Genomic DNA, 26,586 nt, shown 5'->3' with positions numbered 1-26,586 from the left:
CGGTATGGGCGCAGGACCGCGTCAGCGCGGCGCGGCACTGGTGGCCAGCCTGGTGTTTTTGCTGTTGTTGAGCCTGATCAGCAGTGCCGGCATTCAGATGTCGACCTTGCAGGAACGCATGGCCGCCAATAGCAGACAACGTCATGACGGGTTTCAGGCTGCCGAGGCGGGCCTGCGCCGGGTAGAGGAGTTGCTGCGCTCGGAGGTGCTGAATAACCGGCCCCTGCCGGCCCCCTGTCAGGCGGAAACCTGTGAACTTGCCCCGCAAGTGCTGGATCTGGATGCCCAGGGTTTGGCCGGCATTGGCTGGCGGCAATTGGAGCATGATCAGTCCGTCAATGGCGTGCAGCTCTGGTATCAGGTTTACAGCCTGGGGGAAAGTCTGGTGCCAGTTAAGGCGCCGGGCGAGGCGCCCGCCCACCTGTATCGGGTCGTGGTGGTTGGGCTCAGTGGCAATACACGGATTGTATTGGAGAGCATGTATGTCCTTGGTGGAGGAATCTGAGACAGGGTTGATTCGCCGATTGGCGGCTGGCTGGCTAGGGCTGCTGGTGGGGATGGCCATACCTTGGCCGGCACAGGCCTTCAACCCGTTGAGTGGCCCCTTGACGGGTTGCACGACGGCGACCAGCCAGGCTGCGCTCAGCACGGGTGAGTTGCTGGCTGACAGTCGGCTGTTTCGCACCAGCTTCGATCGGCAAGACTGGAGTGGCCGGGTCGAAGCCTATGCCCTGGAGCAGGGCGGCGAACTGGGGCGGCGACTATGGAGCAGCGATGAGCGTTTGACCCCGATACAGCAGCCCCGGCTGTACCAGACCTGGCGTCAGGCCGTGGGTGCGCTCGCTGGCGCGGCGGTGCCTCTGGATGCTTTTACCGCCGATAGTTTCGGGCCGGCTCAGCGCCAGCAACTGAGCGAGGCCGCACAGCGGGCCGGATTGCCAGCCGGGCAAGATCAGGCCCTACTGGACTGGGCCAGGGGCGAGACAGTAGCGTCACTGCGTCCACGGCAGCGGCTGCTGGGGGATGTAATCAATGCTGAGTTGCGCTACGCCGCCCCGGCACAGGTTGCCCACGATTACGGGGTTGCTGGTTACACCGGCTACTGGCAATTCAAGCAGACCAGTATGACCTCGCTCCTGGTGCTGGGCGCCAATGACGGTTTTCTTCATATTCTTGATGCCGAGACCGGCAATCCACAGCTGGCTTACCTGCCAGCGGCTGCGATTACCGGGCTGGAGCAGCGGGCGCGGGTCGATTATGGCCATAGTGCTGAACACCGCTCCGGTATGGATGGGCCGATCACCCTGGCCGATGCGCAGATTGCCGGTCAGTGGTCCACAGTCGCTGTCGCCGGCATGGGCGCGGGTGGTCAGGGCCTGTCGGCAGTGCGCCTGTTCGATCAGGCACGCGGTGCCGGCGCCTTGGGCGGGTTGTGGGATGTGCATGCCAGTGACCCCGCTTATGCCGATCTGGGGTATAGCTATGGCCAGCCTCAGATTGCCTATCTGGATGGCCGCTGGGTGGTGATCAGTGGCAATGGCTACGGCAGTCGTCGGGCTCAGGCCGCCCTGTATGTGTTGGCGCTGGATGATGGTCGGCTGCTACGCCAGCTGGACGTCGGAGAGGCGGGGGCTAATGGGCTGTCGGCCCCGGTGCTGGTGCATGATGCCCAAGGGCAGGTGCAGGTGGCCTACGCCGGTGACCTGCAGGGCCGGTTGTGGAAGTTCGAACTGAGCGGCGGCGCAGCGGGCTGGCGGGTGGCGTTCGCAGGCGAGCCTTTATTCCAGGCCGCCGCCGGTCAGCCGATTAGCGTGGCGCCGGTAGCAGTCAGGCATCCGCAAGGTGGTCATCTGCTGCTGTTTGGTACCGGCAAGTTCCTTGAAGCGGCTGATCGCATGGATCTCGAAGGGCAGGCGTTTTATGCGATTTGGGATCGGCCGGGCGGGCAGCCGGCGATTGGTCCTGCGGATCTGCTGGCCCAGCGCATCACTGATGAGTTCGATACCGCCCAGGGGCAGTCTCGTCAGGTCAGTCAGGAGCGGGTTGACTGGAGTACTCAGCGTGGCTGGTATTTGCCGCTGGGGGTGGCGGGCGAGCGGGTCACGCGTGCGGCGCAAGTGAGCGCTGGGCGGGTTTTGTTCACTACCGCGTACCTGCGCAGCGATGGGCAGGATGCCTGTCTCAGCGAGGCGGGCGGCTGGTTGATGGTGCTGGATCTTTATTCGGGGGCAATGCTGCCCACAGCGCTGCTCGGCAGCGCTACTGATGGGCAGGGTGATGAAAACGGTGATGAAACCGGTAGTGCCATCGCCGGGCTGGAGCAGGGGGTTGGCCTGCCTGGCGAGATCCTGTTGCTCGATGTGCCGGATCTGGCGCTGGATGAAACCGGGCAACCGGTCTCGGGTGGTGGTCAGGGGCTGTTTTGCGACAACCGGCGTGAAACCTGTCAGTGCCCGGAGCGGGCCAGTGCATGCCTTAGCGAGCATCGGCGGCCAGCCTGTGTCGAACAGCAGGTAATAACGCCGGGCAGTGGCGGGTTGGCCCGGCAGCGGCTGACCAACAACTGCCGCTTTACCCAGGCGCTCTGGCGCCAACTGATGTAGGGGGTTCTTGTGCCGACGCGGACGACAGGCTTCACCCTGATGGAATTGTTGATTGTACTGGTGGTCGTGGCGATTCTGGCCAGTCTGGCCTATCCCTCGTATCAGGAGCACGTACGTCAGACCCGGCGTGCCGAAGTGGGTGCCCTGCTACTGGAAAACGCCCAGCTTCTGGAGCGTCATTACACCCGCCATGGCCGTTATGATAGCGGTCAGGTCGTCGGATTGGTGAGTCAGAGTCCGGCGTCAGGTCCGGCGCTATTCAATATTCAGTTGGAGCGAACGGCGGAGACTTTTCAGCTGAGAGCCATCGCTACCCCTGGCGGGATAATGGCGCAGGATGCATGTGCCCACTATGGGCTGGATCAGCTCGGCCGGCGAACGCCGACCGAGCCGAAGTGCTGGCGCCGTTAGGCTGCCTCTTCGCCGGGCTTGGTCTCAGCCGCAGGGCTGGTTTGGGGCAGGATAAGGTTGAGCACGATGGCCACCACCCCGCACAGGCTGATGCCCTGCAGGCTGATGCTCTGGTTGCCAATCACCATGCCGCCGATCCCGAACACCAGGGTGACCGAGACGATGCACAGGTTGCGGGCCTGGCTCAGGTCCACCTGGTGGCGGATCAGGGTGTTGATGCCAACCACTGCGATCGAGCCGAACAGCAGGCAGAGAATGCCGCCCATGACCGGTACCGGCATGCTTAGCAGTATCGCGCCGAACTTGCTGACGAAGGCCAGGCCGATGGCGAACACCGCAGCCCAGATCATCACATTGGGGTTGAAGTTGCGGGTCAGCATCACGGCCCCGGTCACTTCCGAGTAGGTGGTATTCGGTGGCCCGCCGAGCAGGGCCGCAGCCGAGGTAGCCACCCCGTCACCCAGCAGGGTGCGCTGCAGACCTGGCTTGCGGATGTAATCCTTGCCGGTGACCGAGCCGATCGCCAGCACGTCGCCGATATGTTCGATGGCCGGAGCGATGGCCACCGGGATCATGAACAGAATTGCCGCCAGTTGAAACTCAGGAGTGACGAAGCCGGGCATGGCCAGCCAGTTGGCCTCGTTGACCTGACTGAAATCAACGATGCCCAGGGCCCAGGACAGGCCGTAGCCAACCACGACCCCGGCCAGAATCGGTACCAGCCGAAACAGCCCCTTGGCGAAGACCGCCACCACGATGGTGGTTACCAGCGAGGCCAGGGCGATCAGAATTGCCAGGTTGTAATCCACCAGTTGCGTCGCGCCGTCGCCGCTCTTGCCCATGGCCATGTTAACTGCCACCGAGGCCAGCCCCAGGCCGATCACCATGATCACCGGGCCAACCACCACCGGTGGCAACAGACGCTGAATGAAGCCGGGGCCGCGCAGGTGAACCAGCAGACTCAGCAGTATGTAGACCATCCCGGCCGCCAGCAGGCCGCCCAGGGTGGCCGGTAGCCCCCAGGTCTGGTTGCTGTACATGATCGGGGCGATAAAGGCGAAGCTGGAAGCCAGAAACACCGGCACCTGACGCTGGGTGGTGAACTGGAACAGCAGGGTGCCAAGGCCGGCAGTGAACAGGGCGACACTGGGGTCCATGCCGGTGATCAGTGGCATCAGCACCAGCGCGCCAAACGCCACGAACAGCATCTGCGAGCCGGCCAGGGCGGTGCGCCAGCCGTGGGTTTCGAGGTCCTGCATCAGTGCGTGTCCTTCTGTTTGGTGCCGAAGATCTTGTCCCCGGCATCGCCCAGGCCTGGAATGATGTAGCCGTGCTCATTCAGGCGTTGATCGATTGAGGCAGTGTAGATCTGTACATCGGGATGGGCAGCGTTGACCCGCTCGATACCCTCAGGCGCAGCCACCAGTACCAGTGCGCGGATTTCCCGGGCACCGGCACGCTTGAGCATGTCGATAGTCGCAACCATGGAGCCGCCAGTGGCCAGCATCGGGTCGATGATCAGCGCCATGCGTTGGTTCAGCTCGCCGACCAGCTTTTCCAGGTAGGCATCGGCTTCTAGGGTTTGCTCGTTGCGAACCAGACCTATGACGCTGACCTTGGCGCTTGGAATCAGGCTCAGTACCCCATCGAGCATACCCAGGCCGGCGCGCAGGATCGGCACCACGGTAACCTTTTTGCCGGACAGCTTTTCCACTTCGACCTGACCACACCAGCCTTCGATGCTGTGGGTCTCAACCGGCATATCCTGGGTGGCCTCGTAGGTCAGCAGGGCAGCTACTTCCTGAGCCAGCTCACGGAAGTTCTTGGTGCTGATGTCGGCGCGGCGCATTAGTCCGAGCTTGTGGCGTATCAGCGGATGGCGAATTTCTTTGATATTCATGCAGACGGGCTCTCATGCAGGGCGCAGACAAAATCGCCATAGGTTAAACCAATGAGCCACTGCGGTCACCCGTCTATCTGTCGGGAAAGTCCCGCTATACTTGCGTTTCTGCGACAAGATCAGTATTTTTCGCCCCTTTTTCAGACCTTCCCCGGAGTTTAGCTATGTCGATCGATCTGGAACACGTCAAGCAGGTAATGGCCGAGGCCGACTGCCTGTTCAGTCAGGAGCAGGTCGAGGCGGCCATGGCAAGCATGGCCACTGAAATCAACCAGGCTCTGGGCGACAGCAATCCGATTGTCTATAGCGTGATGAATGGCGGGCTGATCATTGCCGGACAGTTGCTGACCCGGCTGGATTTCCCTATGGAAGTGGGCTATCTGCATGCCACCCGCTATCGCAACAAGCTGTCCGGCGGTGAGTTGTTCTGGAAAGCCAAGGCCGAACACTCGCTGGTGGGTCGCACGGTGCTGATCATCGACGACATTCTCGATGAGGGGCATACCCTGGCGGCGATCGTCGAATACTGCAAGGATGCCGGTGCCGAGCAGGTGCTGACTGCTGTGTTGTTGGACAAAAAACACGACCGCAAGGCCTATCCGGGCATGCGCGCCGACTTTACCGGGTTGGAGGTGGAGGACCGCTACATCTTCGGTTTCGGCCTGGATTACAAGGGCTACTGGCGCAACGCGGCAGGGATCTTCGCGCTCAAGGGCCATTAACTTGTGACAATCGGCTGACGCACTGAGTCGATTTAATCAGTGTGTCCCTGGCTCAGTCCTGAGCCAGATACTCTTGAATTTTCTGCGCAGCCCGCTCCGGGGTGGCCAGGTAGTAACGTTCTCCTGTCCTGGCACCCAGCCCGGCGCGTTTGAGTTTCAGGCGTAGTTCCGCCCGTACGCCGATCAGGTAGACTCTGATGCCACGCCGCTGCAGGTCCTGCAGGGCTTTCTCCAGCAGGACCAGCGCGCTCATATCGATACTTGGTACCGCCTGCATGTCCAGAGCCAAATGTACAACCCGGTCATCGAAGCGGCTGATCGCATCCAGCGCCTTGTCGGCGGCGGCAAAGAACAGCGGCCCGTCGATTCGATACAGCGCCACGCTGTCCGGCAGGTTCGCCAGCGCCTGGTGGCGCTGCAAGGGCAGTGCCTGGCCACGACTGAGCCCGGCCATGCGGCGAATGAACAGCGCCGAGGCCAGCAGCAGGCCAACCCCTACAGCCAGCACCATATCGAACAGTACGGTCAGCAGCAGGCAGACCAGTAGTACCACCACGTCCTGGCGTGGGCCAATGCGCAGTACATGAAGAACATGGGGGGCCTCACTCATGTTCCAGGCGACCATCAGCAGCATGGCGGCCAACGAGGCCATTGGCAGGTAGGCGAACAGATCAGCCAGCAACACCACTGCCAGTAGCATGACCAGTGCGTGGATCACTGCCGCCAGGGGCGAGCGTGCGCCGCTGCGGACGCTGGTGGCGGTGCGGGCGATGGCCGCGGTGGCGGTGATGCCGCCGAAGAAGGGGGCGACCAGATTGCCCAAACCTTGGCCCATCAATTCGGCATTGGGATCGTGACGGGTATTGGCCATGCCGTCGGCGACCAGCGCGCAGAGCAGCGATTCGATGGCCCCGAGCATGGCCACTGCCAGGGCTGAGGGCAGCAATTCGCGTAGCAGGGCGAAGTTAACCAGCAAGGGCTGACCGTCGGCGCCTGGCAACTGCCAGGGCAGTACCCATTGGGGGGCGAAGGGCGGGATGCCGGCATGCAGTACGCCATCGACTTCGTAGCTGAACCGTGAGCCCAGGGTTGCCACTGGAATGTCCCAGTACAGCAGGCTGGCGGCCAGTAGCGAGCCGGCGAGCAGAGCGATCAGGTGGCCGGGGATGCGTTTGGTCAGGCGTGGCCAGAGAATCAGAACCGCCAGAGTGCTGAGACCGACCAGGGTATCCCCAAGTTGCAGGCTTGGCAGGGCCGAAACCAGCGCCTGCAACTGTTCCAGGGTATGGCTGTGCTGGCCAACCTGCTGCAAGCCGAACAGGTCCTTGACCTGCAAGATGGCAATGACGATCCCGATACCAGCGGTAAAGCCCATCACCACCGGGTAGGGTACGAACTGGATCAGGTTGCCAAGTCGGGCCAGCCCCAGGGTCATCAGAATCAGGCCGGCCATGATGGTTACCAGCAACAGGCCGCCGAGGCCGTATTGCTGGGTGATGGGCAGCAGAATCACCACGAAGGCGGCGGTAGGGCCGGAAATATTGAAACGCGAGCCTCCGGTCACCGCGATGATCAGGCCGGCAACGATTCCGGTATAGAGACCATGCTGAGGCGCCACTCCGACCGCGATGGCCAGCGCCATGGCCAGTGGAATGGCGATGATCCCGACCGTGATTCCGGCCAGCAGGTCACCGCGCAGGGCAGCCAGCCCGTAGCCCTGATAACTGTCACGCAGGGCACTGAACAACGGCAAGGCAAAACGCCGGGGAGTCGCCATGGGGCATCCTGTTCCAGAGGGAATCAAAGGGACTGTGCGGCGATGGGGCTTGAATGACAACTCGACTTACTGCTAATACAGCGGAGTGATTCACGGCCCGGCAACGAGGAAAAGCCCGTGCGTACCATTCGCCATTACTTTGTTGGAATGCTCCTGAGTGTACTCGGCAGTGCGGTATTGGCCAATCCGGTCAGTTTGCCGCATGACGAGTTCATGCCTGAGGATGTTTACGGCGTGCGCCGGGACAAGCCCGAGCAGATGCTGTTCCAGGTTGAACACTATCGCCTGACTGTGGGTACGGAACAGCGCCCGGGAGCAACCCAGGTGGGCGCCGGGCATGGAGTCTGGCTGTTGCTGGAGGGGCGCTCACTGATTTCGGGCAGCCCGGTCCGGCGGGCCGAAATCAGCTTTGTTGATGCAGGCACCCGAACCCGCCCGACCCGGCTCGATAGTCGCAGTCAGACCCTGCATCTGAGTTATCCGCTCAGCTATATGGATACCCTGTTGCGGGTTCTGGATCAGGCCGGCCCGAGCTATGTACAAGCCCGCTTCCATGGCAACGGCACGGTCTGGGCCGATGTGCATGGCGGACCGGTCAGTCGCTAGCGGCTGTTAGGGCGGCTGGGTACAATGGCGTTTTGGCGAATCTGCGAATGAGGTGTGGCGTGCGTAAGGACAAGAAGAAGGTCATTGGCGAGGAGATGAGCGACGAGCAGGTTGCCGCGTTTCTGCAGGCTCGGCCCTATGCGGCAGACGAGTCGGTAGAACTGCATATCCTGACCCGGGCCTACCGCGGCCTGCGGGTGGATGATTTTGAGCGTTTTCTGGTGATGTTCAAGGCGGCGGGACATGATCTCAATGCCACCGACGGCCAAGGCCGGACTTTCCTTCAGCATGTCCGTGAGCACGCCCTGGGCGGTGACTATGTGACAGTACTGGAGGCGGCAGGCGCTCGCTGAGGTTCAGACTGGCTGGGCCTGCCAGGATTGCCGCTGGCGCCGGGCGCCAGGCATCGGCGCCAGGGCGTCGGGCGGTATGGTCTGGCCAAGCCAGCGAGGATCGCTGTGAGTGATTTCGACCCAGTGCCCGCTGTCGGGTGGCTCGGCCAGTTGCCACAGCGACTGGCAGCGGCCCTGGTTGTCGAGCCGGGCAAAGTGGCGCATCGGTGCGCGCCGCAACAGTAAACCGATCATCAGCCCATCTCCCCTGATCAGGTAATGCCGCCAGTATCGATGCGGGGCATTGCAAGTTGATGACGGTGAGAGCGGTGGAACCGTGTTGGCCTCGGATGAGTCAAACCGCAGGCACAAAGCAGGTTTTATGGTGTTACCTCAACTTGATGCAGGAGTGTTGATTCATGTTTGGTCGTTTGGGGATGCTGGTAGTGGCCGCGATGGCCCTGGTGCTGGTGGGCTGTGCCCATAGCCCGCAACAACTGAATGTGCAGCCGCAAGTGCAGGTGCCGCTCAACCCAGTCGCCCGGCAGCAGCCGGTCGTGGTGGTGGTGCAGGATACCCGTCCTTCAAAGGTGCTTGGTACCCGGGGTGGGATCTACCCCGACTCCAGCAACATCACCATCAATGAGCAGAGCCTGGGGCAGGTGCGTCATCAGGTTGAACAGGCTGTGCGTCAACTCGGCTTTAATGTGGTGCCCGAAGGTACGCCGAACGCCAACCGCCTGACGGTCAGCTTGGCTGACTTGCGTTATCAGTCGCCCAAGAGTAGCGCCTATGTGACCCAGGCTGATATCAGCGCGACTTTTGCCGCCGAGGCTCGCTCGAGTAATCAGCAGTACCAGGGACGTTACAGCGCTTCGGCCCAGCACCGGTTCGGTTATGCACCCAATCAGGCGACTAATACCCGATTGGTGACAGAGGTCATGAGTGACGCGCTGACCCGGGTGTTTCAGGACCCCACCATCGTCGAGATACTGCAACGCTGAGCACGGCCCGCAACACCTTGATGGCCGCCGCCTGCTGATCGAGGCGGCGGCCGGCCTTCAACTACCCGGGTCTTTGTGATCCGGCTGCAACTCGGCAGGTTGCAGCATCTCATCATGTTCGGCCATGTTCCACGGCAGGGTGCCGGGGGAAATGTGGCGAAAATGCAGGTATTTTTCGAACTGATCGAGCAGATCGCCAATCAGTTCCTGCTCATCGTAACCATGCACATCGTAGGACTGTCCGCCCCGACGCAGAAACACTTCGGCGCGGTAGTAGTGGGCGTCGCCTGCGGGACTGCGATCCTGTTCCGGGAAGGCGAAGCTGGGCCGGGCGTAGTCACGCAGACGGATATCGTAGATAAAATCCAGCTCGTCGTCGCGACTGACTTCCAGATAGACCCGGCAATGTTCCTGATCGAAGCTTACGCTGGCTGGCCAGCCCTGCTCCTGCAGACCTCGGCTGACCTGCTGCATGGCTTTCATCGCAGTGCCCGAGATGAAGCTTTCAATCTGCTCGCGGCTGGCAAAGTGCAGCATACCGGCCAGTCGTTTCTTCCAGTGGCCAGGATCGCGGCCGCTGCTGTGGCGACCGCTCTGCATGGCGTACTGCAGGCTGGCGTCACGGTGGCCTTCGATGGTCAGCGCGCGCCACATCCCAGTCGCAGCGATCAGCATGATGATGGCGAATGGCAGGGCGCTGGCGATAGTCATGGTTTGCAATGCGCTGAGCCCACCGGCCAGCAGCAGGACCGAGGCCAGCACGCCTTCTAGAATCGCCCAGAAAGCCCGTTGCCAGGCCGGAGTTTGCAGTGCGCCGCCAGAGGCTAGCGAGTCGACCACCAGTGAGCCTGAGTCCGAAGAGGTGACGAAGAAAGTGATAATCAGCACTACGGTGATGAAGGACACGATCGACGTTAGCGGCAGGCGCTCGTAGAGTTTGAACAGGGCGATTGCAGTATCGTTCTGCACCTCGCTGATCAGAGCGGTGTAGCCTTCGTTCATGATCAGGTGCAGAGCGGTGTCGCCGAAGATCGAGAACCATAAAAATGTAAACATGGTCGGTACCAGCATCACGCCGAAAACAAACTGGCGAATTGTCCGGCCGCGACTGATCTTGGCGATGAACAGGCCGACGAATGGTGCCCAGGCAATAGTCCAGCCAAAGATGAACAGGGTCCAGTTACCGATCCAGTCACTACGGGTATAGGCCTGCAGGTTGAAGGTACGCTCGACGATGTGGTTCAGGTAGCTGCCGGTGTTCTGCAGGAAGGTCTCAAGGATCATGATGCTGGGGCCAACCACGAACACGAACAACATCAAGGATACGGCCAGCACCATGTTGAGAATCGATAGCCGCTTGACACCCTTGTCCAGGCCGGCCACTACCGAAATCAATGCCAGGGCGGTGATGGCCGCGATGGCGATGATCTGTACTGTGACACTCACCGGTATGCTGTCCCACAGATAGTTCAGGCCGGCATTGATCTGGGCCACCGACAACCCTAGGGTGGTGGCAATGCCAAACAGGGTGCCGAGAATGGCAAACACGTCGACTGCATGGCCGATCGGGCCATAGATACGCTCGCCGATCAATGGATAGAGCGCTGAGCGGATCGACAGTGGCAGACCGTGGCGAAACGAGAAATAGGCCAGTACCAGCCCCACCAGACCGTAGATCGCCCAGATATGGAAGCCCCAGTGGAAGAAGGCGATCTGCATCGCCTGCTTGGCCGCGTCAACGGTTTCAGCCGCGCCGGCCGGCGGCGATGCGTAGTGCAGTACCGGTTCGGCAACTCCGAAAAACAGCAGGGCAATACCGTAACCGGCTGAGAACAACATGGCGAACCAGGCCGGGAAACTGTATTGCGGCTCGGCATGGTCGGGGCCGAGCTTGATATTGCCCCAGGATGTGCAGGCTATACCGACGATGAATACCAGAAAGATCGCCACCGCCAGCATGTAGAACCAGCCGAAGGTTTCGGTGATGAAGGCCAGCGTTGCAGAGAACGCCTTGCCAGCTTGGTCCGGGTTGCTGATGGTACCAATCACCAGCAGCAGGGCGACGATGACGGCCGGAGCGAATACCGGAACGAGAATGGTGGTCTTCCAGAGCGGTTTGTCGGTCATTGCAAAATCCTTGGCATGCCGGGCCGTTCCGCTGGGGGCGCGGCCAGTGAACGTTGCGTTCAGTATAGCGGGCAGATACTAAGGGGCAGACCGGAGGGGGTCAGAGCGTGTCTTCGTTCTCCAGTTCGACCCGGACCCGGACGCTGCCGGCGCGGACCATGCCGAGCTGTTCGGCGGCAACCCGAGAAACATCGATCACCCGGCCACCGACAAAAGGTCCACGGTCATTGATCCGCAGCACCACGCTGCGGCCGTTGTTGAGGTTTGTGACCCGCACCAGGGTGCCGAACGGCAGGCTCGGGTGGGCGGCGGTCATGCTGCCCTGGTCGTAGGGTTCGCCGCTGGCGGTGCGGCGGCCGTGCAGGCGGGAAGAGTAGAACGAGGCCTTGCCGACTTCGCTCCAGTCGGCCTCAATGCTGTTGCCATGGCTGGCCACGGCTGGTGCGCTGGTGCAGGCCAGCAGGGTTAACAGCATACCAAGTAGCGCAGTCCGGCGCATGACAGCCTCCTACTTCAAATGAGCCAGTGCCGCGAGGCGTGATCTGTGACCACGCCCGGACGCCTACGGTTCAGCCTTCGAGCTTTTTCTTCAGCAACTCGTTGACCTGTTGCGGGTTGGCCTTGCCCTTGGAGGCTTTCATCGCCTGGCCAACGAAGAAGCCGAACATCTTGCCGCGCTTGGCCTCGTCGCTGGCGCGATACTGTTCGACCTGAGCAGCGTTGGCGGCCAGCACCTCGTCGAGCATGGCTTCGATGGCGCCGCTGTCGGTCACCTGCTTGAGCCCCTTGGCTTCGATGATCGCATCGGCCGAGTCGCCCTCGCCATTGGCCAGTGCTTCGAACACCATCTTGGCAATCTTGCCGGAGATAGTGTTGTCCTGGATCCGTTGAATCAGACCGCCCAGTTGTGTGGCGCTGACCGGCGACTGATCGATCTCCAGATCGGCTTTGTTGAGCAGGCTGGACAGCTCACCCATGACCCAGTTGGCCGCCAGCTTGGCGTCACCGCAGCTCTGCTGGACCTGTTCGAAGTAGTCAGCCAATTCACGTTGGGCCGACAGGACGCTGGCGTCGTAAGCCGACAGGCCGAACTGGCTTTCGAAACGCTCGCGCTTTTGCGCCGGAAGTTCCGGCAACTCGCCACGCACTGCCTCGATGAACGCCGGCTCAATCACTACCGGCAGCAGGTCCGGATCGGGGAAGTAACGGTAGTCGTTGGCTTCTTCCTTGCTGCGCATGGAGCGAGTGACGTCCTTGTTCGGGTCATATAGGCGGGTTTCCTGGACCACGGCGCCGCCGTCCTCGATCAGGTCGATCTGGCGCTGCACCTCATGGTTGATGGCCTTTTCGATAAAGCGGAACGAGTTGACGTTCTTGATCTCGCAGCGGGTGCCGAACTCGGTCTGGCCCTTGGGTCGTACCGAGACGTTGCAGTCACAACGCAGCGAGCCTTCGGCCATGTTGCCGTCGCAGATGCCCAGATAGCGCACCAGCGAGTGGATGGTCTTGGCATAGGCCACCGCTTCCTTGGCGCTGCGCATGTCCGGTTCGGAGACGATCTCCAGCAGCGGAGTGCCGGCGCGGTTCAGGTCGATGCCGGTCATGCCGTGAAAGTCTTCGTGCAGGCTCTTGCCAGCGTCTTCTTCCAGGTGTGCCCGGGTAATCCCGACGCGCTTGACCGTGCCATCCTCCAGGGTGATATCTAGGTGGCCCTTGCCGACGATCGGCAGTTCCATCTGGCTGATCTGGTAGCCTTTGGGCAGGTCAGGGTAGAAGTAGTTCTTGCGCGCGAACACGTTGGTCATGCCGATCTCGGCATCCACCGCCAGGCCGAACTTGATTGCGTTCTTCACCGCCAGGGCATTGAGCACCGGCAGGCTGCCGGGCATGCCCAGGTCAACCAGGCTGGCCTGGGTGTTAGGCTCGGCACCGAAGGTGGTGGCGCTGCCGGAGAAGATCTTCGAGGCGGTGGTCAACTGGGCGTGGATTTCCAGGCCGATGACGATTTCCCATTGCATAGTCTGTCCTCAGTCCTCTCAATAACCTGCGGGTGCGCGGGTATGCCAGTCGGTGTGCTGCTGGTACTGGTGGGCAATGTTCAGCAGGCGCGCCTCGCTGAAGTAGGGCCCGAGCAACTGCATGCCAATCGGCAGACCATTGGCGAACCCGGCCGGCAGGGCGATGCCCGGCACGCCGGCGAGGTTGGCGGTGATGGTGTAGATATCGGTCAGGTACAGGCTGACCGGGTCGTCGATTTTCTCGCCGATGCGGAAGGCCGGGGTTGGTGAGGTTGGGCAGAGAATCGCGTCGACCTGCTCGTAGGCGGCCATGAAGTCGTTCTTGATCAGCCGGCGGATCTTCTGGGCCTTGAGGTAGTAGGCGTCGTAGTAGCCGGCCGACAGCGCATAGGTGCCGACCAGAATCCGCCGCTTGACCTCGGCGCCGAAGCCTTCGCCGCGTGAGCGGGTGTAGAGGTCGGTCAGATCTGCCGGGTTGTCGCAGCGATAGCCGAAACGCACGCCGTCAAAACGTGACAGGTTGGACGAGGCCTCGGCCGGGGCGATTACGTAGTAGGCCGGGATCGCCAGCTCGGCATTGGGCAGGCTGATTTCCTTGATCTCGGCACCCAGGGCCTGGAACTGCTGGACGGCGGTTTCGATAGCGGCGGCGGTAGCGCTGTCCAGCCCGGCGCTGAAGTATTCCTTAGGCAGGCCGATGCGCAAACCCTTGAGTGAGTCGTTAAGGCTGGCCGAGTAGTCCGGCACCGGCGCATCGACACTGGTCGAGTCCTTAGGGTCGAAACCGGCCATGGCCTGCAGCAACAGGGCGCAGTCTTCGGCGTTGCGGGCCATAGGGCCGCCCTGGTCGAGGCTCGAGGCGTAGGCGATCATGCCCCAGCGCGAGACCCGACCATAGGTCGGCTTGAGTCCGGTCAGGGCGGTGAAGCCAGCCGGCTGGCGGATCGAACCGCCAGTATCGGTACCGGTGGCCGCTGCGCACAGCCGGGCGGCCACGGCAGCCGCCGAGCCGCCGGATGAGCCACCGGGGACGTGTTCGCTGTTCCAAGGGTTGCGCACCGGGCCATAGAAACTCGATTCGTTCGACGAGCCCATGGCGAATTCGTCCATGTTGGTCTTGCCCAGCATCACTGTGCCGGCGTCGATAAAACGCTGGGTCACGGTGGATTCGTAGGGGGCAATGAAGTTGTCGAGCATCTTAGAGCCGCAACTGGTGCGCACGCCTTGGGTGCAGAACAGGTCCTTGTGTGCCAGGGCAATGCCGGTCAGTGGGCCAGCGTCACCGGCGGCGATTCGCGCGTCGGCGGTACGGGCCTGTTCCAGGGCCAGTTCCGGGGTTACGGTGATGTAGCTGTTGAGCGCGCCATCGAACTGCTCGATGCGCTTGAGGTAGTGCTGGGTCAGCTCGACGCTGGAAATCGCCTTGCTGCGCAGGGCCTGGGATAGCTCGGCCAGGGTTTTCTCATGCATGGGGAAGCTCTCGTCGCGACGGATTATTCGATCACCTTGGGTACCAGATACAGCCCGGCTTCGGTCGCCGGAGCGATGGCCTGGTAGGCATCGCGCTGATTCTGCTCGGTCACGCTGTCCGGACGCAGGCGCTGGGTGGTTTCCAGCGGATGGGCCAGCGGCTCGATGCCGGTAGTGTCCACGGCCTGCATCTGGTCGATCAGACCGAGAATGCCGGACAACTTGGCGGTGGTGGCGGGGATCTCGTCCTCGCGGATGGCGATGCGGGCCAGATGGGCGATCTTTTCCACATCGGAGCGGTCAAAGGCCATGTGCTGTTCTCCATGAAGCCGGGAATGATTCCGGTCAATTGGCGCGGATGTTACCGATATCGGCCGTGACGGCGCGGGGAAACCGGACAAAGGGGCGAATTTACCACATCCGCGCCTTGCCCAAAAACCCCGCCATTGTTAGAGTTGCGACACTTCCGGAAGTACCGATCAGTTACCTGTGAGCGTGATATTGTCCGGCCAGTCATGCGGGTTGCCGCTGTCTTTGTGAGTGATCGCTGCTGGTCTGTGCTGCTTGTCAGGTAGCTTATCCGTGTTTCCCTACAATTTATTATTTTTATTTACGCGTCTCGGGATACTGTTTACCCATGTTCAAAAAAATTCGTGGCATGTTTTCCAGCGATCTGTCCATCGACCTGGGCACGGCCAATACCCTGATTTATGTCCGCGATCGCGGCATCGTTCTTGACGAGCCTTCAGTGGTCGCGATTCGTAGCCACGGCAACCAGAAAAGCGTGGTTGCTGTCGGCACCGAGGCCAAGCGCATGCTCGGCCGTACCCCGGGCAACATCCAGGCCATTCGGCCGATGAAGGACGGCGTGATCGCCGACTTTAGCGTCTGTGAAAAAATGCTCCAGTACTTTATCAACAAGGTTCACGAAAACAGCTTCATTCAGCCCAGCCCGCGAGTACTGATCTGTGTGCCGTGCAAGTCGACCCAGGTCGAGCGCCGGGCGATTCGTGAATCGGCGCTGGGCGCCGGGGCCCGCGAGGTGTTCCTGATCGAGGAGCCAATGGCAGCGGCGATCGGTGCCGGTCTGCCGGTAGAAGAGGCGCGCGGCTCGATGGTAGTCGATATCGGTGGTGGTACCACCGAGATTGCCCTGATCTCGCTCAACGGCGTGGTCTACGCCGAATCGGTACGGGTCGGTGGTGATCGCTTCGATGAGGCGATCGTGACCTATGTGCGGCGTAACTATGGCAGCCTGATTGGTGAATCCACTGCCGAGCGGATCAAGCAGGAAATCGGTGTGGCCTACCCCGGCGGCGATGTGCTGGAGGTTGATGTCCGTGGTCGCAACCTGGCTGAAGGTGTGCCGCGCAGCTTCACCCTGAACTCCAACGAGGTGCTGGAAGCGCTGCAGGAGTCGCTGGCCTCCATTGTCCAGGCAGTCAAGAGCGCACTGGAACAGTCGCCGCCGGAACTGGCCTCGGATATCGCCGAGCGTGGCCTGATCCTGACTGGTGGCGGGGCACTGCTGCGTGATCTGGACAAGCTGTTGGCGCAGGAAACCGGCCTGCCGGTAATCGTTGCCGAAGATCCGCTGACCTGCGTTGCCCGCGGCGGTGGCAAGGCACTGGAAATGATGGATCAGCACAGCATGGACCTGCTCTCCACCGAGTGATTCGCTGTGATCCGGCAGGCTCGCCTGGTGGCGGTCTGCCGGACTTGTGGTTGTCAACCCGTGGCGCAATGGGAGACCCGCCATTAAACCGCTATTCATCAAGGGACCGTCACTGGGCGTACGACTGTTCGCACTGACGGTGCTGTCCGTTGTGTTGATGGTTATCGACGCTCGGTTCGCGGCGCTGCAACCGCTGCGCGCTCAGCTTGGCCTGCTGCTGACGCCGTTGTATTACGTGGCTGAAGTCCCGGCCCGGACCTGGGATACCTTTCACCAACTGACTTCCAGCCGGGCTGAGCTGATTGCCGAGAATGAACGGCTGCGCGCCGAGTCGCTGCTGATTCAGCGTCAACTGCAGAAGCTGGCCTCGCTGACCGAGCAGAACGTGCGTCTGCGTGAACTGCTCAATTCCTCCTCGCTGGTAGATGAGCGGGTGCTGGTGGCTGAACTGATCGGTGTCGACCCCAATCCCTTTACCCAGCGCCTGATGATCAACAAGGGTGAGCGTGATGGCGTGTTCCTTGGCCAGCCAGTGCTGGACGCCAGCGGCCTGATGGGCCAGGTGGTCGAGGTCATGCCGCATACCGCCCGGGTTCTGCTGATTACCGACGCCGCCCACAGTCTGCCGGTGCAGGTCAACCGCAACGGCTTGCGTGCCATCGCCGCCGGGACCGGCAACAACGAATATCTGGAATTGCGCTATGTCGGCGATACCGCCGATATTCGGGTCGACGACATTCTGGTCAGCTCCGGTCTGGGGCAGCGTTTCCCGGCCGGTTACCCGGTTGGCCGGGTGGTCGCTGTGGATCGCGATCCTGGGCATCCGTTTGCCGAGGTCAAGGTGGCGCCCACTGCGCAGCTCAATCGCAGTCGTTACATGTTGCTGGTATTCAGCCCGGAAAGTGCCTATGGCGAAGTGCTGCCGGCGCTGGAGTTGGCGAGTGAGCAAGAAAAGAATGGCGCACAGGATGAGGGCGAGCAGGTTGCCGAGCCGGTAGCAGTTGACGCGGCCGACCAGGCTTCAGAGGAGAATGGCGATGCGCAATAGTCTGTTGATCGCCTTGAGCATTCTCGCCGCTCTGCTATTGAGCATCATGCCGATGCCCTCGCCGTTGGATCTGGGGCGGCCGATGTGGCTGGCGATGGTGCTGGCCTACTGGGTGATGGCCCTGCCTCACCGGGTCGGTCTGCTGACCGCTTGGGTCAGTGGGTTGGCGACCGATGTACTGTACGGCGAGCTGTTTGGCCAGCATGCACTGGTCATGACCCTGGTGGCCTGGCTGGTGCTGTTGCTGCATCAGCGTATCCGGCGTTTCCCGTTGTGGCAGCAGAGTCTGGTGATGCTGCCGGTTCTGGGCATCGCCCAGATGGTTCTGCTGTGGCTCAACAGCCTGAGCGGCAACCGGCCGCCGACCCTGCTGTTCCTGATGCCGGCGCTGGTCAGCGTATTCCTCTGGCCCTGGGTGTCGTCGGTCCTGTCGGTGCTGCGTAAACGCTTCCATGTCTACTGAACCCCTGTACCTGGCCTCTGCTTCTGTGCGCCGGCGTGAACTGCTGGCCCAGATCGGTGTGCCTTGCCAGCGGCTGGTATGTTCAGTGGATGAGCAGCAACTGGCCGGCGAGTCGGCTGAGGTCTATGTGTTGCGGGTGACGGCCGACAAGGTTCAAGCCGGGCTGGCACAGGTTGCCGATGGCGCGGTGGTGCTGGCGGCGGATACTGCCGTGGTGCTGGGCGAGCAGATTCTCGGCAAGCCGGTCGATCGCCAGCAGGGGCTGGAGATGTTGCGGGCGCTGTCCGGGCGTGAGCACCGGGTGCTCACGGCGGTCGCCGTGGCCCAGCACGGGCGCTGCCTGAGCCAGTTGGTGGAAACCCGGGTCTGGTTCCGGGGCCTGAGCGAGGCCGAGATCGAGGCCTACTGGGCCAGCGGCGAGCCGCGCGACAAGGCCGGGGGCTATGGCATTCAGGGACTGGGGGCGGTCTTTGTCGAGCGGATCGACGGCAGCTACAGCGCTGTGGTCGGATTGCCCTTGATGGAAACTGCACAATTACTGGCCCAGTTCGGGGTTGCCTGTTGGCAGCAACGCGGCTTGCGATGAAACGTCAACAGACCCTAGCCCCGGCGGCCGGCTGAACTCCCAACCCGCCTTCAACGAATCGGTTGATTGGCTGACTCTATCTCAGTGATCGCTGTTGCACAGCTCGATTCACCGGTATTCTGCCAGTATGAATTGAGCGGGAGAGCCTATGAGCGAAGAAATTCTGATCAACGTCACCCCGATGGAAACCCGGGTGGCCCTGGTCGAAAACGGGGTGTTGCAAGAGGTCCATGTCGAGCGAACCCTGCGTCGTGGTATCGTCGGCAATATCTACAAAGGCAAGGTCGTGCGGGTTCTGCCCGGCATGCAGGCCGCGTTTGTCGATATCGGCCTGGAACGCGCAGCCTTTATCCATGCCTCGGAAATCTCCGAGCGCGAAGGGCCGGCGGTCGAGCCGATCAGTTCGCTGGTACATGAGGGCCAGTCGCTGGTGGTGCAGGTGACCAAGGACCCGATCGGTACCAAGGGCGCACGGCTGACCACCCACTTGTCGGTACCTTCGCGTTATCTGGTGTATATGCCCAAGACCCCGCATGTGGGGATTTCGCTGAAAATCGAAGATGAAGCCGAGCGCGAGCGGCTCAAGCAGATCGTTGCCCACTGTGTCGAAGATGAAGGTGTGGAAGAGGCCGGTGGTTTCATTCTGCGTACTGCTGCCGAGGCTGCGCGGGAGGAAGATATCCTGGTCGATATCCGCTATGTGCGCCGGCTTTGGCAGCAGATCTCCCAGCAGATGAGCCAGGCCCCGGCACCTTCGGTGCTGTACGAGGATCTGGCCCTGGCATTGCGCACCCTCCGCGATCTGGTCAATCCGCGGATCGAGAAGATCCGGATCGACTCGCGGGAAACCTTCCAGAAGATCGAGCAGTTCGTTCAGGAGCTGATGCCGGGCATCGAGGAAAAGCTCGAGCACTATCCTGGCGAGCGACCGATCTTTGACCTGTATGGGGTCGAGGATGAGATCCAGAAGGCCATGGAGCGGCGGGTCATGCTCAAGTCCGGCGGCCATCTGGTGATCGATCAGACCGAGGCGATGACCACCATCGACGTCAATACCGGGGCCTTTGTCGGACACCGGACCCTTGAGGAAACCATCTTCAAGACCAACCTTGAGGCGGCCACGGCGATTGCCCGGCAACTGCGCCTGCGCAATCTGGGCGGGATCATCATCATCGACTTCATCGACATGGAAGACGAGGATCATCAGCGCCAGGTACTGCGGACCCTGGAAAAGCAGCTCGAACGCGATCACGCCAAAACCAACATCATTGGCATCACCGAGCTGGGCTTGGTGCAGATGACCCGCAAACGTACCCGCGAAAGTTTGGAACAGGTGCTCTGTGAGCCTTGTCCAAGTTGTCAGGGGCGGGGGATTCAGAAAACCCCGGAAACCGTGTGTTACGAAATCTTCCGCGAAATCCTGCGCGAAGCCAGGGCCTACCAGGCCGATGCCTACATGGTACTGGCTTCGCAATCGGTCATTGATCGTTTGCTTGATGAAGAATCGGGCAATGTCGCCGATCTTGAGCTGTTTATCGAGCGGCCGATCAAGTTTCAGGTGGAAACCATGTATACCCAGGAACAGTACGACGTGGTGTTGATGTGATGAACGGGTGAACCCGATGCTCTGGCAAACCTGGCTGCGACGCCTATTGGATGGGCTGATCCTGCTTTTGGTGGGCTGGTTGCTGCTGGCCGCGATTTACGTCAGCCTGGGTCGCCAGTTCATGCCGGTGGTGGCTGACTACCAGGCTGAGCTGGTGGTCAAGGCCGAGCAACTGAGCGGCCGGGCCATCCACCTTGAGCGCCTGCAGGGCGAGATGCAGGGCGGGCAGCCGGTGTTCAAGCTGCGTGGCTTGCAGGTGCATGCCGACCTTGATCCTGACAGCCCGATACTATTTGCCCTGGACAACGTAACCGCCCGGCTTGATCTGTTTGCCAGCCTCTGGCAACGCCGGCCGGTGATGGATGCGTTGCAGATTCAGGGGCTGGAGCTGGAACTGAGCGAAAACGCCGACGGCCACTGGCAGGTGCATGGCCTTGGCGGCCAAAGCGCCCAACTGGCCGGGTTGGATGAGGCCCTGCGCTTGCTCTCCAGCCAACGGCGGATCACCCTGCTTGAAACCCGAATTCGCATCAGCCCCTGGCAGCAACCCGACTGGGTGTTCAGCGAAGGCGACCTGACCCTGCTCAATGGCCCCAACTGGCATCGACTCGATGGTCAGGTCAACCTGCCTGATGGTGAGCGGCTGCGTTGGCAGGCCAGCGCCCTGATGCCTGGGCTGGACTGGCAGCGCTTGTCACTGGGGTTTTTCCTGGAGTTGCCGGCGACCAACTGGGGCCGCTGGTTGCCTCCTGCCTGGATGGAGCGCATGCAGATCCAGACGCTGGTGGCCGGTGGGCAGCTTTGGGGTAGCTGGCAGCATCAGCGCCTGGATCATCTGCAGGGGCTGCTGATCACCCCGCAGCTGGAACTGAATGGGGTGCGCCAGGTGCCGGTGCTGAATGATCTGGTTGCCCGTTTCGAGTGGCGCGAGCAGGCCGGGCAGCAATCGCTGCGAGTTGATGAGCTGAGCATGCGCCTGGATGAAGAGATCTGGCCGGCAACCCGGATTCAGTTGCAGCGTGAGCTGGAGTCCGGGGCCTGGTTGGCCCGGGTCGACCAGCTACCGCTGGAGCATCTGGGCCACTGGTTGCCGGGCTTGATCGAGCACGAACTGACCGCCGAAGTCATCAGCACCCTGGCACCCCGTGGGACCCTGCGCGATGTGCAATTGAACGGAACGAGCGACTGGCGTGACTGGCGCAACCTGCGACTGCAGGCCCGGCTTGATCGGGTCGGGGTCTCAGCCTGGGAAGCGGTGCCGGCCTTTGAAGGGGTGAGTGGCAGCCTGAGTGGTAGCCCCGCTGAGGGCGAGTTGCGAGTAGCCAGTGATAACTGGGCAATCCATCTGCCACGACTGTTTCCCCAAGCCTGGCACTATACGCGGGCTGAGGGAGCGCTGCAGTGGCGCTGGTCGGATGAGCTGGGGCTGAGCCTGATAGCCCCGGGTCTGCGTGCAACAGGTGAGGAAGGTCCATTGACTGCCCGGATGGAGTTGCTGTTGCCGCCGCCCGGAGGGGTTCCGACCATGGATCTGCGTGTTGCCCTACGCGATAGCCAGGCTCGTTTCCATGAGCGTTACTTGCCAACCTTGGCCCCTGCGTTCGAACCGGCGTTGGCCGATTGGCTCAAGGACTCGCAGCTCAGCGGCCGGGTACCCCAGGCGATCTTTGCCTATCGGGGTTCGCTGCTCAAGGACGCCGAGCCGGACGAGCGTCAGATTGACCTGTATGCCCGGCTGGAGGGTGGCAGCCTGCAGTTCCAGCCCGGCTGGCCAGGGTTGAGCGAGGTATCTGCAACCCTGTATCTGGACAATGAGTTGCTGGATATCGGGCCGGGGCAGGCCCGGCTGCTGGATACTGAGCTCAGTGGCATTCAGGTCTCGACCCGGCGTGAGAGTCCCGAGGCGGCATTGCGCCTGCTGGTGGCTGGCGACTTTAAGGGACCGTTGAGTGATGCCCTGACGCTGATGCAGGACAGCCCGCTGGCTGAGCTGAGCGGTGACCCGCTGGCCGGTTGGCAAGGTCAGGGTCAGGTCGATGGACAGCTGGCCCTGGCCATTCCGCTGCGTCAGGGCCAGCCGCTGGGTGTTGACGTGGGCTGGCAGGCTGAGGTCGAGCAGTTACAGATTCCGCAGTTGCAGGAGCCGATTCATGAACTGCGCGGCCGGTTCGCCTACAACGATGGGCAGGGGCTCGCGGCTTCAGGTCTGACGCTGCGTTTTCTCGGTGAGCCGGTTGCCGCCGAGATTGATCGGATTGATGCGCAGCAACGCATCCGTCTGAGTGGCAAGCACTCGCTGGAGCGGTTGCAGGGCTGGACACTGCTGGGGGTGGAGGCACTGCCCAAGGGGCTGGCCAGCGGGGCTCTTGACTGGCAGGCCGACGTGCGTCTGGCCGAAGGCCGTCAGCGGGTTGAAGTCAGTAGTGCATTGGAAGGCGTCAGTCTGGTGCTACCGGAACCTCTGGCCAAGTCGAGTGCCGAGCGCTTGCCGAGCCGGCTGCTGCTGGAACTGACGCCAGGGCTGCAACGTTGGCAATTCAATCTGGGACCCGAACTGCGCGGCCTGATTCATATCGATGAGCGTCAGTTTGCCGGTGATCTGCGCTACCGCAGTGGTAGCCCAGTGACCCCGATCTGGCCCGGGCTGGCGGTGCAGGCCCGGTTCCGTGACTTTGACTGGAGCCACTGGCAGCAGTGGCTCGATGGCAGCGCGTTGAAGCCGGCCGATACCCCACTGGCGCAGGCCCCGGCTGGACAGATGGGCGACCTGGTGCAGCGGCTCAATGTCCAGACCGATCGCTTTCAGGGCTTTGGGCTGGATCTGGACAATGTTCAGGTCAGTGGCGCGCGTACCAGCAATGGTTGGCTGCTGGATATCGAGCAGAGTAGCTTGCGTGGGCAAATCGGCTGGCCCGACGCCAACGATGCGCCGGTGGTGGTTGAGCTTCAGCGTCTGACACTACCGCGTCACGAGCCAGGCCCGGATCACACCGCGCTGGTCGAGCCGGTGGTGCCGGAAGACCCGCTGGCTGCTTTTGATCCGACCAGCCTGCCCAGCCTGGATGTACGTATCCATGCCCTGCACTGGGGTGATGAACTGGTGGGTGGTGTGCGTTTCTCCGCGCGCCCCAGCAGCACTGGTAGCCATTTCAGCGGGGTTGACGTCGATCTGCGTGGCCTGCGCCTGCAGGGTGATCTGGACTGGCTGAACTCGGGTAGCCGCTTTAGCGGCGAACTCAACGCCACGGATCTGGGCGCGGTATTGCAAGCCTGGCATTACGCCCCGACCCTGACCAGCGAACGCTTTCAGGCCCGGACCGAGTTGAGCTGGCCAGGCTCGCCGGCTTTTTTCGCGCTGGCTCGCAGTAGTGGTACGGTCAGTCTTGATGCAAGCAATGGCGCGCTGCAAAGTGGCGAAGGCTCGGCCGACGCGCTGCGGGTATTCGGTCTGTTGAACTTCAACGCCTTGACCCGCCGCCTGCGCCTGGATTTTTCCGACCTGTTTGGCAAAGGCACAGCCTATGACAGCTTCAAGGGCGAGCTGGGGCTGGATGCAGGGGTGATGCACACCCGCACGCCGCTGGTCATGGACGGGCCGAGCGCCAAGTTGCAGCTAGAGGGTCAGCTTGACCTGCCCAATGACCAGATTGATATGGGCCTGTTGGTGACTTTGCCGGTTACCAACAATCTGCCCCTGGCGGCGATTCTGGCCGGCGCTCCGCACATTGGTGGCGTACTGTTTTTGGCCGACCGCATTCTGGGCGACCGGGTGGCGCGTTTTGCCTCGGTCAAGTACCGGATCAGCGGTGACTGGCAACAACCCAACGTAGAGTTTGATAGGGCCTTCGACAGCAAGGCCGCTCTGGAGAATTGATATGGCTCAGGTAGCAGCCCTGCAGATGCTCAGCGGCCCGGAGGTCAAGGCCAACCTCAATCAGGCGGCGGTGCTGATTGGTGAAGCGGCGGCGGCCGGAGCCGAGTTGATTTTGCTGCCCGAATGCTTCGCGGCCTTCGGCAATCGGTCACTGGCCGAGATTGCCAAGGCTGAGTTTGGCGGTAGTGGTCCGATCCGTAACTTTCTTGCGCGTCAGGCGCGCGAGCACGGCGTCTGGCTGGTGGGCGGCAGTATCCCGTTGCCGGCCAGCGACGACGGCAAGGCCCTGGCCAGTTGCCTGGTCTATGACGATCAGGGGCGGGAAGTCGCCCGCTACGACAAATTGCATCTGTTCGATGTCGAAGTGCCGGACAATACCCGCAGCTATCGCGAGTCGCGCGATTATGAGCATGGTCAGCAACTGGTCTGCCTGGACACACCGGTCGGGCGCCTGGGCCTGAGCATCTGTTACGATGTGCGCTTTCCCGACCTGTATCAGGCCCTGCGCCGGGCCGGGGCCGAGCTGATCGTGGTGCCGTCGGCCTTTACCGCAGTCACCGGGCTGGCCCACTGGGAGGTCCTGCTTCGGGCTCGGGCCATCGAAACCCAGTGTTACATACTGGCGGCCAACCAGGGTGGGCGCCACACCGGTGGCCGTGAGACCTTTGGACATAGTTGCCTGATTGATCCCTGGGGCGTGATCCAGGCCTGCCTGCCCGAAGGCATGGGTGTGGTTGCCGGCGCCATTGACCGCCAGCATCTGGAAGATATCCGTGCGCGTATGCCGGTTGCCGAGCATCGCCGTTTTGCCGTGACTGACCGTATCGAGCCGGTCGCCAAGGAGCCGAAATCTCATGAATGAACTGATCCAACAGGCCGAACAGCGTCTGCTGGCTCCCGCCGAGCTTAGCGCTGACGGGGTTGCCGAAGTACTGGGGCAACTGCTCAAGGGCCCAGGTGTGGATGCTGCTGATCTGTATTTTCAGCACCAGATCAGCGAGTCCTGGGTGCTGGAGGACGGGATCGTCAAGGACGGCAGTTTCAATGTCGATCAGGGGGTTGGCGTGCGTGCCCTGTCCGGTGAAAAAACCGGGTTTGCCTACAGCAATGACATTCGTCTGCCGGCCCTGAGCCAGGCCGCCGGTGCAGCCCGATCGATTGCCCGGGCCGGCCAGAGCGGCCGGGTCCAGGCCTGGCAGCGGCCGGCGGGGCAGCCACTGTATCTGCCGGACAACCCGCTGGAGGCCATGTCCCAGCCTGACAAGGTGGCTTTTCTGCAGCGCCTGGATGCCTATACCCGCAGCCTGGATGCGCGCATCACCCAGGTCAGCATCAGCCTGGGCGGCGTCCACGACACCGTGCTGATCGCCGCCAGTGACGGCACCTGGGCCGGTGATATCCGGCCGCTGGTGCGGCTCAATGTCAGCGTCATCATCGAACACAACGGTCGCCGCGAGCGCGGCAGCTTTGGCGGCGGCGGGCGTACCGACTACCGCTTCTTCGAGGCTGAGGAACGGGCCATGGCTTATGCCCGCGAGGCGGTACGCCAGGCTTCGGTCAACCTTGAGGCAGTGGCCGCCCCGGCCGGTAGCCTGCCGGTCGTGATGGGCCCGGGCTGGTCCGGAGTGTTGCTGCACGAGGCGGTTGGGCACGGTCTGGAAGGCGATTTCAACCGCAAGGGCAGTTCGGCCTATAGCGGCCGGGTGGGCGAGAAGGTGGCTTCCAGCCTGTGTACCATTGTTGATGATGGCACCCTGCCGGGCCGGCGTGGCTCGCTGAGTCTGGATGACGAGGGCCAGCCGACCCACTGCACCACCCTGATCGAGAACGGCATTCTCAAAGGCTATATGCAGGACAAGCTGAATGCCCGGCTGATGGGAGTAGCGCCGACCGGTAACGGGCGCCGTGAGTCCTATGCGCATCTGACCATGCCGCGCATGACCAATACCTACATGCTGGCTGGCGAAAGCGAGCCAGAGGAAATCATCCGTTCGGTGAAAAAAGGTTTGTACTGCGCCAATCTCGGTGGAGGCCAGGTCGATATCACCAGCGGCAAGTTCGTATTTTCCACCAGTGAAGCCTACCTGATCGAAGACGGGCGGATCACAGCGCCAGTCAAGGGTGCGACCCTGATCGGCAATGGCCCAGAGGTGATGACCCGCGTGTCTATGGTGGGTAACGACCTGCAACTCGACAGTGGTGTTGGCACCTGTGGCAAGGATGGTCAATCGGTGCCGGTTGGGGTTGGCCAGCCGACGCTGAAAATCGACCAGATTACTGTGGGTGGTACGGGCTGAGTGCAATAGCAGCACAGCACTTGGATCGCTACGCCGCCAGCGGCTCGCGATGACGGTGGAGCCGGGG

The 26,586-nt window shown here is 62.0% G+C and carries 24 protein-coding genes; 15 read left to right on the top strand and 9 right to left on the bottom strand.

From position 1 onward, the window contains the following. Positions 1-4 precede the first annotated feature (4 nt). From BVH74_RS01525 to BVH74_RS01515, 3 genes are read left to right on the top strand one after another with little or no spacing between them, the layout of a single operon-like run. A complete protein-coding gene (locus tag BVH74_RS01525) occupies positions 5-505 on the top strand; it encodes a pilus assembly PilX family protein (protein WP_119702032.1) in 501 nt (166 codons plus the stop codon). After that, positions 483-2,603 carry a pilus assembly protein gene (locus tag BVH74_RS01520; RefSeq protein ID WP_177344502.1) on the top strand — a complete coding sequence of 707 codons (2,121 nt, stop codon included), beginning with the start codon at positions 483-485 and terminating at the stop codon, positions 2,601-2,603. The genes BVH74_RS01525 and BVH74_RS01520 overlap by 23 nt, the downstream gene beginning before the upstream one ends. Before the next feature lie 9 nt (positions 2,604-2,612). Beyond that, on the top strand, positions 2,613-3,014 hold the full coding sequence (locus BVH74_RS01515; protein ID WP_373279471.1) for a type IV pilin protein: 402 nt from the start codon (positions 2,613-2,615) through the stop codon (positions 3,012-3,014). Here the strand turns inward: BVH74_RS01515 and BVH74_RS01510 are convergent. Continuing rightward, positions 3,011-4,273: a uracil-xanthine permease family protein gene (locus BVH74_RS01510; RefSeq protein WP_080048380.1), complete on the bottom strand. Its 1,263-nt coding sequence runs from the start codon at positions 4,271-4,273 to the stop codon at positions 3,011-3,013. The two genes, BVH74_RS01515 and BVH74_RS01510, sit on opposite strands and share 4 nt — an antisense overlap. Further along, entirely contained in the window at positions 4,273-4,914 is a 642-nt protein-coding gene (upp, locus tag BVH74_RS01505; RefSeq protein ID WP_080048379.1) for a uracil phosphoribosyltransferase, read from the bottom strand. Before upp ends, BVH74_RS01510 begins: the two co-directional genes overlap by 1 nt. Positions 4,915-5,078: 164 nt before the next feature. Here upp and BVH74_RS01500 point away from each other — a divergent pair, with 164 nt between their 5' ends. Continuing rightward, positions 5,079-5,636: a hypoxanthine-guanine phosphoribosyltransferase gene (locus BVH74_RS01500; RefSeq protein WP_080048378.1), complete on the top strand. Its 558-nt coding sequence runs from the start codon at positions 5,079-5,081 to the stop codon at positions 5,634-5,636. A 52-nt stretch (positions 5,637-5,688) separates the two neighbouring features. On the opposite strand, the gene dauA is transcribed toward BVH74_RS01500, so the two are convergent. Then, the gene (dauA, locus tag BVH74_RS01495; RefSeq protein WP_080048377.1) at positions 5,689-7,413 is read right to left on the bottom strand and encodes a C4-dicarboxylic acid transporter DauA; all 1,725 of its coding nucleotides are present in this window, start codon (positions 7,411-7,413) and stop codon (positions 5,689-5,691) included. A gap of 117 nt (positions 7,414-7,530) precedes the next feature. On the opposite strand from dauA, the gene BVH74_RS01490 reads away from it, so the two are divergent. Beyond that, positions 7,531-8,019, top strand: coding sequence for a hypothetical protein (locus BVH74_RS01490; protein WP_080048376.1), 489 nt, complete (start codon positions 7,531-7,533; stop codon positions 8,017-8,019). A 59-nt stretch (positions 8,020-8,078) separates the two neighbouring features. After that, complete coding sequence (locus BVH74_RS01485; protein WP_080048375.1) at positions 8,079-8,372, top strand: PA4642 family protein; 294 nt, start codon at positions 8,079-8,081, stop codon at positions 8,370-8,372. A 3-nt stretch (positions 8,373-8,375) separates the two neighbouring features. Here the strand turns inward: BVH74_RS01485 and BVH74_RS01480 are convergent, their stop codons facing one another. Then, positions 8,376-8,606 carry a hypothetical protein gene (locus tag BVH74_RS01480; protein WP_080048374.1) on the bottom strand — a complete coding sequence of 77 codons (231 nt, stop codon included), beginning with the start codon at positions 8,604-8,606 and terminating at the stop codon, positions 8,376-8,378. Positions 8,607-8,770: 164 nt separating this feature from the next. Here BVH74_RS01480 and BVH74_RS01475 point away from each other — a divergent pair, with 164 nt between their 5' ends. Further along, complete coding sequence (locus BVH74_RS01475; protein WP_080048373.1) at positions 8,771-9,355, top strand: YajG family lipoprotein; 585 nt, start codon at positions 8,771-8,773, stop codon at positions 9,353-9,355. 57 nt (positions 9,356-9,412) lie between these two features. On the opposite strand, the gene BVH74_RS01470 is transcribed toward BVH74_RS01475, so the two are convergent. The 5 genes from BVH74_RS01470 to gatC all read right to left on the bottom strand — a co-directional run bounded on the left by BVH74_RS01470 (position 9,413) and on the right by gatC (position 15,281). Further along, a complete protein-coding gene (locus tag BVH74_RS01470) occupies positions 9,413-11,482 on the bottom strand; it encodes a BCCT family transporter (RefSeq protein WP_080048372.1) in 2,070 nt (689 codons plus the stop codon). Positions 11,483-11,582: 100 nt separating this feature from the next. Continuing rightward, positions 11,583-11,981, bottom strand: coding sequence for a septal ring lytic transglycosylase RlpA family protein (locus BVH74_RS01465; protein ID WP_080048371.1), 399 nt, complete (start codon positions 11,979-11,981; stop codon positions 11,583-11,585). A gap of 70 nt (positions 11,982-12,051) precedes the next feature. Next, entirely contained in the window at positions 12,052-13,500 is a 1,449-nt protein-coding gene (gatB, locus tag BVH74_RS01460; RefSeq protein ID WP_080048370.1) for an Asp-tRNA(Asn)/Glu-tRNA(Gln) amidotransferase subunit GatB, read from the bottom strand. Positions 13,501-13,518: 18 nt separating this feature from the next. Then, positions 13,519-14,970, bottom strand: coding sequence for an Asp-tRNA(Asn)/Glu-tRNA(Gln) amidotransferase subunit GatA (gatA, locus tag BVH74_RS01455; RefSeq protein ID WP_080048369.1), 1,452 nt, complete (start codon positions 14,968-14,970; stop codon positions 13,519-13,521). A 23-nt stretch (positions 14,971-14,993) separates the two neighbouring features. Then, positions 14,994-15,281, bottom strand: coding sequence for an Asp-tRNA(Asn)/Glu-tRNA(Gln) amidotransferase subunit GatC (gene gatC / locus BVH74_RS01450; RefSeq protein WP_080048368.1), 288 nt, complete (start codon positions 15,279-15,281; stop codon positions 14,994-14,996). 326 nt (positions 15,282-15,607) lie between these two features. Here gatC and mreB point away from each other — a divergent pair, with 326 nt between their 5' ends. The 8 genes from mreB to tldD all read left to right on the top strand — a co-directional run bounded on the left by mreB (position 15,608) and on the right by tldD (position 26,519). Next, a complete protein-coding gene (gene mreB, locus BVH74_RS01445; RefSeq protein WP_080048367.1) occupies positions 15,608-16,645 on the top strand; it encodes a rod shape-determining protein MreB in 1,038 nt (345 codons plus the stop codon). A gap of 112 nt (positions 16,646-16,757) precedes the next feature. Further along, positions 16,758-17,693 (top strand): rod shape-determining protein MreC, encoded by a 936-nt coding sequence (mreC, locus tag BVH74_RS01440; protein ID WP_231705640.1) that lies wholly within the window; start codon positions 16,758-16,760, stop codon positions 17,691-17,693. Continuing rightward, positions 17,683-18,156, top strand: a complete 474-nt coding sequence (gene mreD, locus BVH74_RS01435) for a rod shape-determining protein MreD (RefSeq protein WP_095626766.1) — start codon at positions 17,683-17,685, stop codon at positions 18,154-18,156. Before mreC ends, mreD begins: the two co-directional genes overlap by 11 nt. Further along, positions 18,146-18,742: a Maf family protein gene (locus BVH74_RS01430; RefSeq protein ID WP_080048365.1), complete on the top strand. Its 597-nt coding sequence runs from the start codon at positions 18,146-18,148 to the stop codon at positions 18,740-18,742. Before mreD ends, BVH74_RS01430 begins: the two co-directional genes overlap by 11 nt. A 148-nt stretch (positions 18,743-18,890) precedes the next feature. Then, positions 18,891-20,348: a ribonuclease G gene (gene rng / locus BVH74_RS01425; RefSeq protein ID WP_080048364.1), complete on the top strand. Its 1,458-nt coding sequence runs from the start codon at positions 18,891-18,893 to the stop codon at positions 20,346-20,348. 16 nt (positions 20,349-20,364) lie between these two features. After that, a complete protein-coding gene (locus BVH74_RS01420; RefSeq protein ID WP_119702040.1) occupies positions 20,365-24,222 on the top strand; it encodes a YhdP family protein in 3,858 nt (1,285 codons plus the stop codon). 1 nt (position 24,223) lies between these two features. Then, positions 24,224-25,084: a carbon-nitrogen hydrolase family protein gene (locus BVH74_RS01415; RefSeq protein ID WP_080048362.1), complete on the top strand. Its 861-nt coding sequence runs from the start codon at positions 24,224-24,226 to the stop codon at positions 25,082-25,084. Further along, positions 25,077-26,519, top strand: coding sequence for a metalloprotease TldD (gene tldD / locus BVH74_RS01410; RefSeq protein ID WP_080048361.1), 1,443 nt, complete (start codon positions 25,077-25,079; stop codon positions 26,517-26,519). The genes BVH74_RS01415 and tldD overlap by 8 nt, the downstream gene beginning before the upstream one ends. Positions 26,520-26,586: the final 67 nt, after the last annotated feature.

The sequence above is a fragment of the Halopseudomonas phragmitis genome, from assembly GCF_002056295.1.
Lineage (GTDB): Bacteria > Pseudomonadota > Gammaproteobacteria > Pseudomonadales > Pseudomonadaceae > Halopseudomonas > Halopseudomonas phragmitis.
The sequence above is the reverse complement of the archived record's forward strand: the minus strand, read 5'-3'. Positions and strand labels throughout refer to the sequence as shown.

Excerpts from the sequence above, each read along its gene's own strand:
- dauA (WP_080048377.1), bottom strand. The coding sequence starts at position 7,413 with ATGGCGACTCCCCGGCGTTTTGCCTTGCCGTTGTTCAGTGCCCTGCGT.
- gatB (WP_080048370.1), bottom strand. The coding sequence starts at position 13,500 with ATGCAATGGGAAATCGTCATCGGCCTGGAAATCCACGCCCAGTTGACC.
- BVH74_RS01520 (WP_177344502.1), top strand. The coding sequence starts at position 483 with ATGTCCTTGGTGGAGGAATCTGAGACAGGGTTGATTCGCCGATTGGCG.
- gatA (WP_080048369.1), bottom strand. The coding sequence starts at position 14,970 with ATGCATGAGAAAACCCTGGCCGAGCTATCCCAGGCCCTGCGCAGCAAG.
- BVH74_RS01420 (WP_119702040.1), top strand. The coding sequence starts at position 20,365 with ATGCTCTGGCAAACCTGGCTGCGACGCCTATTGGATGGGCTGATCCTG.
- BVH74_RS01470 (WP_080048372.1), bottom strand. The coding sequence starts at position 11,482 with ATGACCGACAAACCGCTCTGGAAGACCACCATTCTCGTTCCGGTATTC.
- tldD (WP_080048361.1), top strand. The coding sequence starts at position 25,077 with ATGAATGAACTGATCCAACAGGCCGAACAGCGTCTGCTGGCTCCCGCC.
- BVH74_RS01415 (WP_080048362.1), top strand. The coding sequence starts at position 24,224 with ATGGCTCAGGTAGCAGCCCTGCAGATGCTCAGCGGCCCGGAGGTCAAG.
- BVH74_RS01510 (WP_080048380.1), bottom strand. The coding sequence starts at position 4,273 with ATGCAGGACCTCGAAACCCACGGCTGGCGCACCGCCCTGGCCGGCTCG.
- mreD (WP_095626766.1), top strand. The coding sequence starts at position 17,683 with ATGCGCAATAGTCTGTTGATCGCCTTGAGCATTCTCGCCGCTCTGCTA.
- upp (WP_080048379.1), bottom strand. The coding sequence starts at position 4,914 with ATGAATATCAAAGAAATTCGCCATCCGCTGATACGCCACAAGCTCGGA.
- BVH74_RS01525 (WP_119702032.1), top strand. The coding sequence starts at position 5 with ATGGGCGCAGGACCGCGTCAGCGCGGCGCGGCACTGGTGGCCAGCCTG.
- BVH74_RS01430 (WP_080048365.1), top strand. The coding sequence starts at position 18,146 with ATGTCTACTGAACCCCTGTACCTGGCCTCTGCTTCTGTGCGCCGGCGT.
- BVH74_RS01465 (WP_080048371.1), bottom strand. The coding sequence starts at position 11,981 with ATGCGCCGGACTGCGCTACTTGGTATGCTGTTAACCCTGCTGGCCTGC.
- gatC (WP_080048368.1), bottom strand. The coding sequence starts at position 15,281 with ATGGCCTTTGACCGCTCCGATGTGGAAAAGATCGCCCATCTGGCCCGC.
- BVH74_RS01480 (WP_080048374.1), bottom strand. The coding sequence starts at position 8,606 with ATGATCGGTTTACTGTTGCGGCGCGCACCGATGCGCCACTTTGCCCGG.
- rng (WP_080048364.1), top strand. The coding sequence starts at position 18,891 with ATGAGCGAAGAAATTCTGATCAACGTCACCCCGATGGAAACCCGGGTG.
- mreB (WP_080048367.1), top strand. The coding sequence starts at position 15,608 with ATGTTCAAAAAAATTCGTGGCATGTTTTCCAGCGATCTGTCCATCGAC.
- BVH74_RS01500 (WP_080048378.1), top strand. The coding sequence starts at position 5,079 with ATGTCGATCGATCTGGAACACGTCAAGCAGGTAATGGCCGAGGCCGAC.
- BVH74_RS01475 (WP_080048373.1), top strand. The coding sequence starts at position 8,771 with ATGTTTGGTCGTTTGGGGATGCTGGTAGTGGCCGCGATGGCCCTGGTG.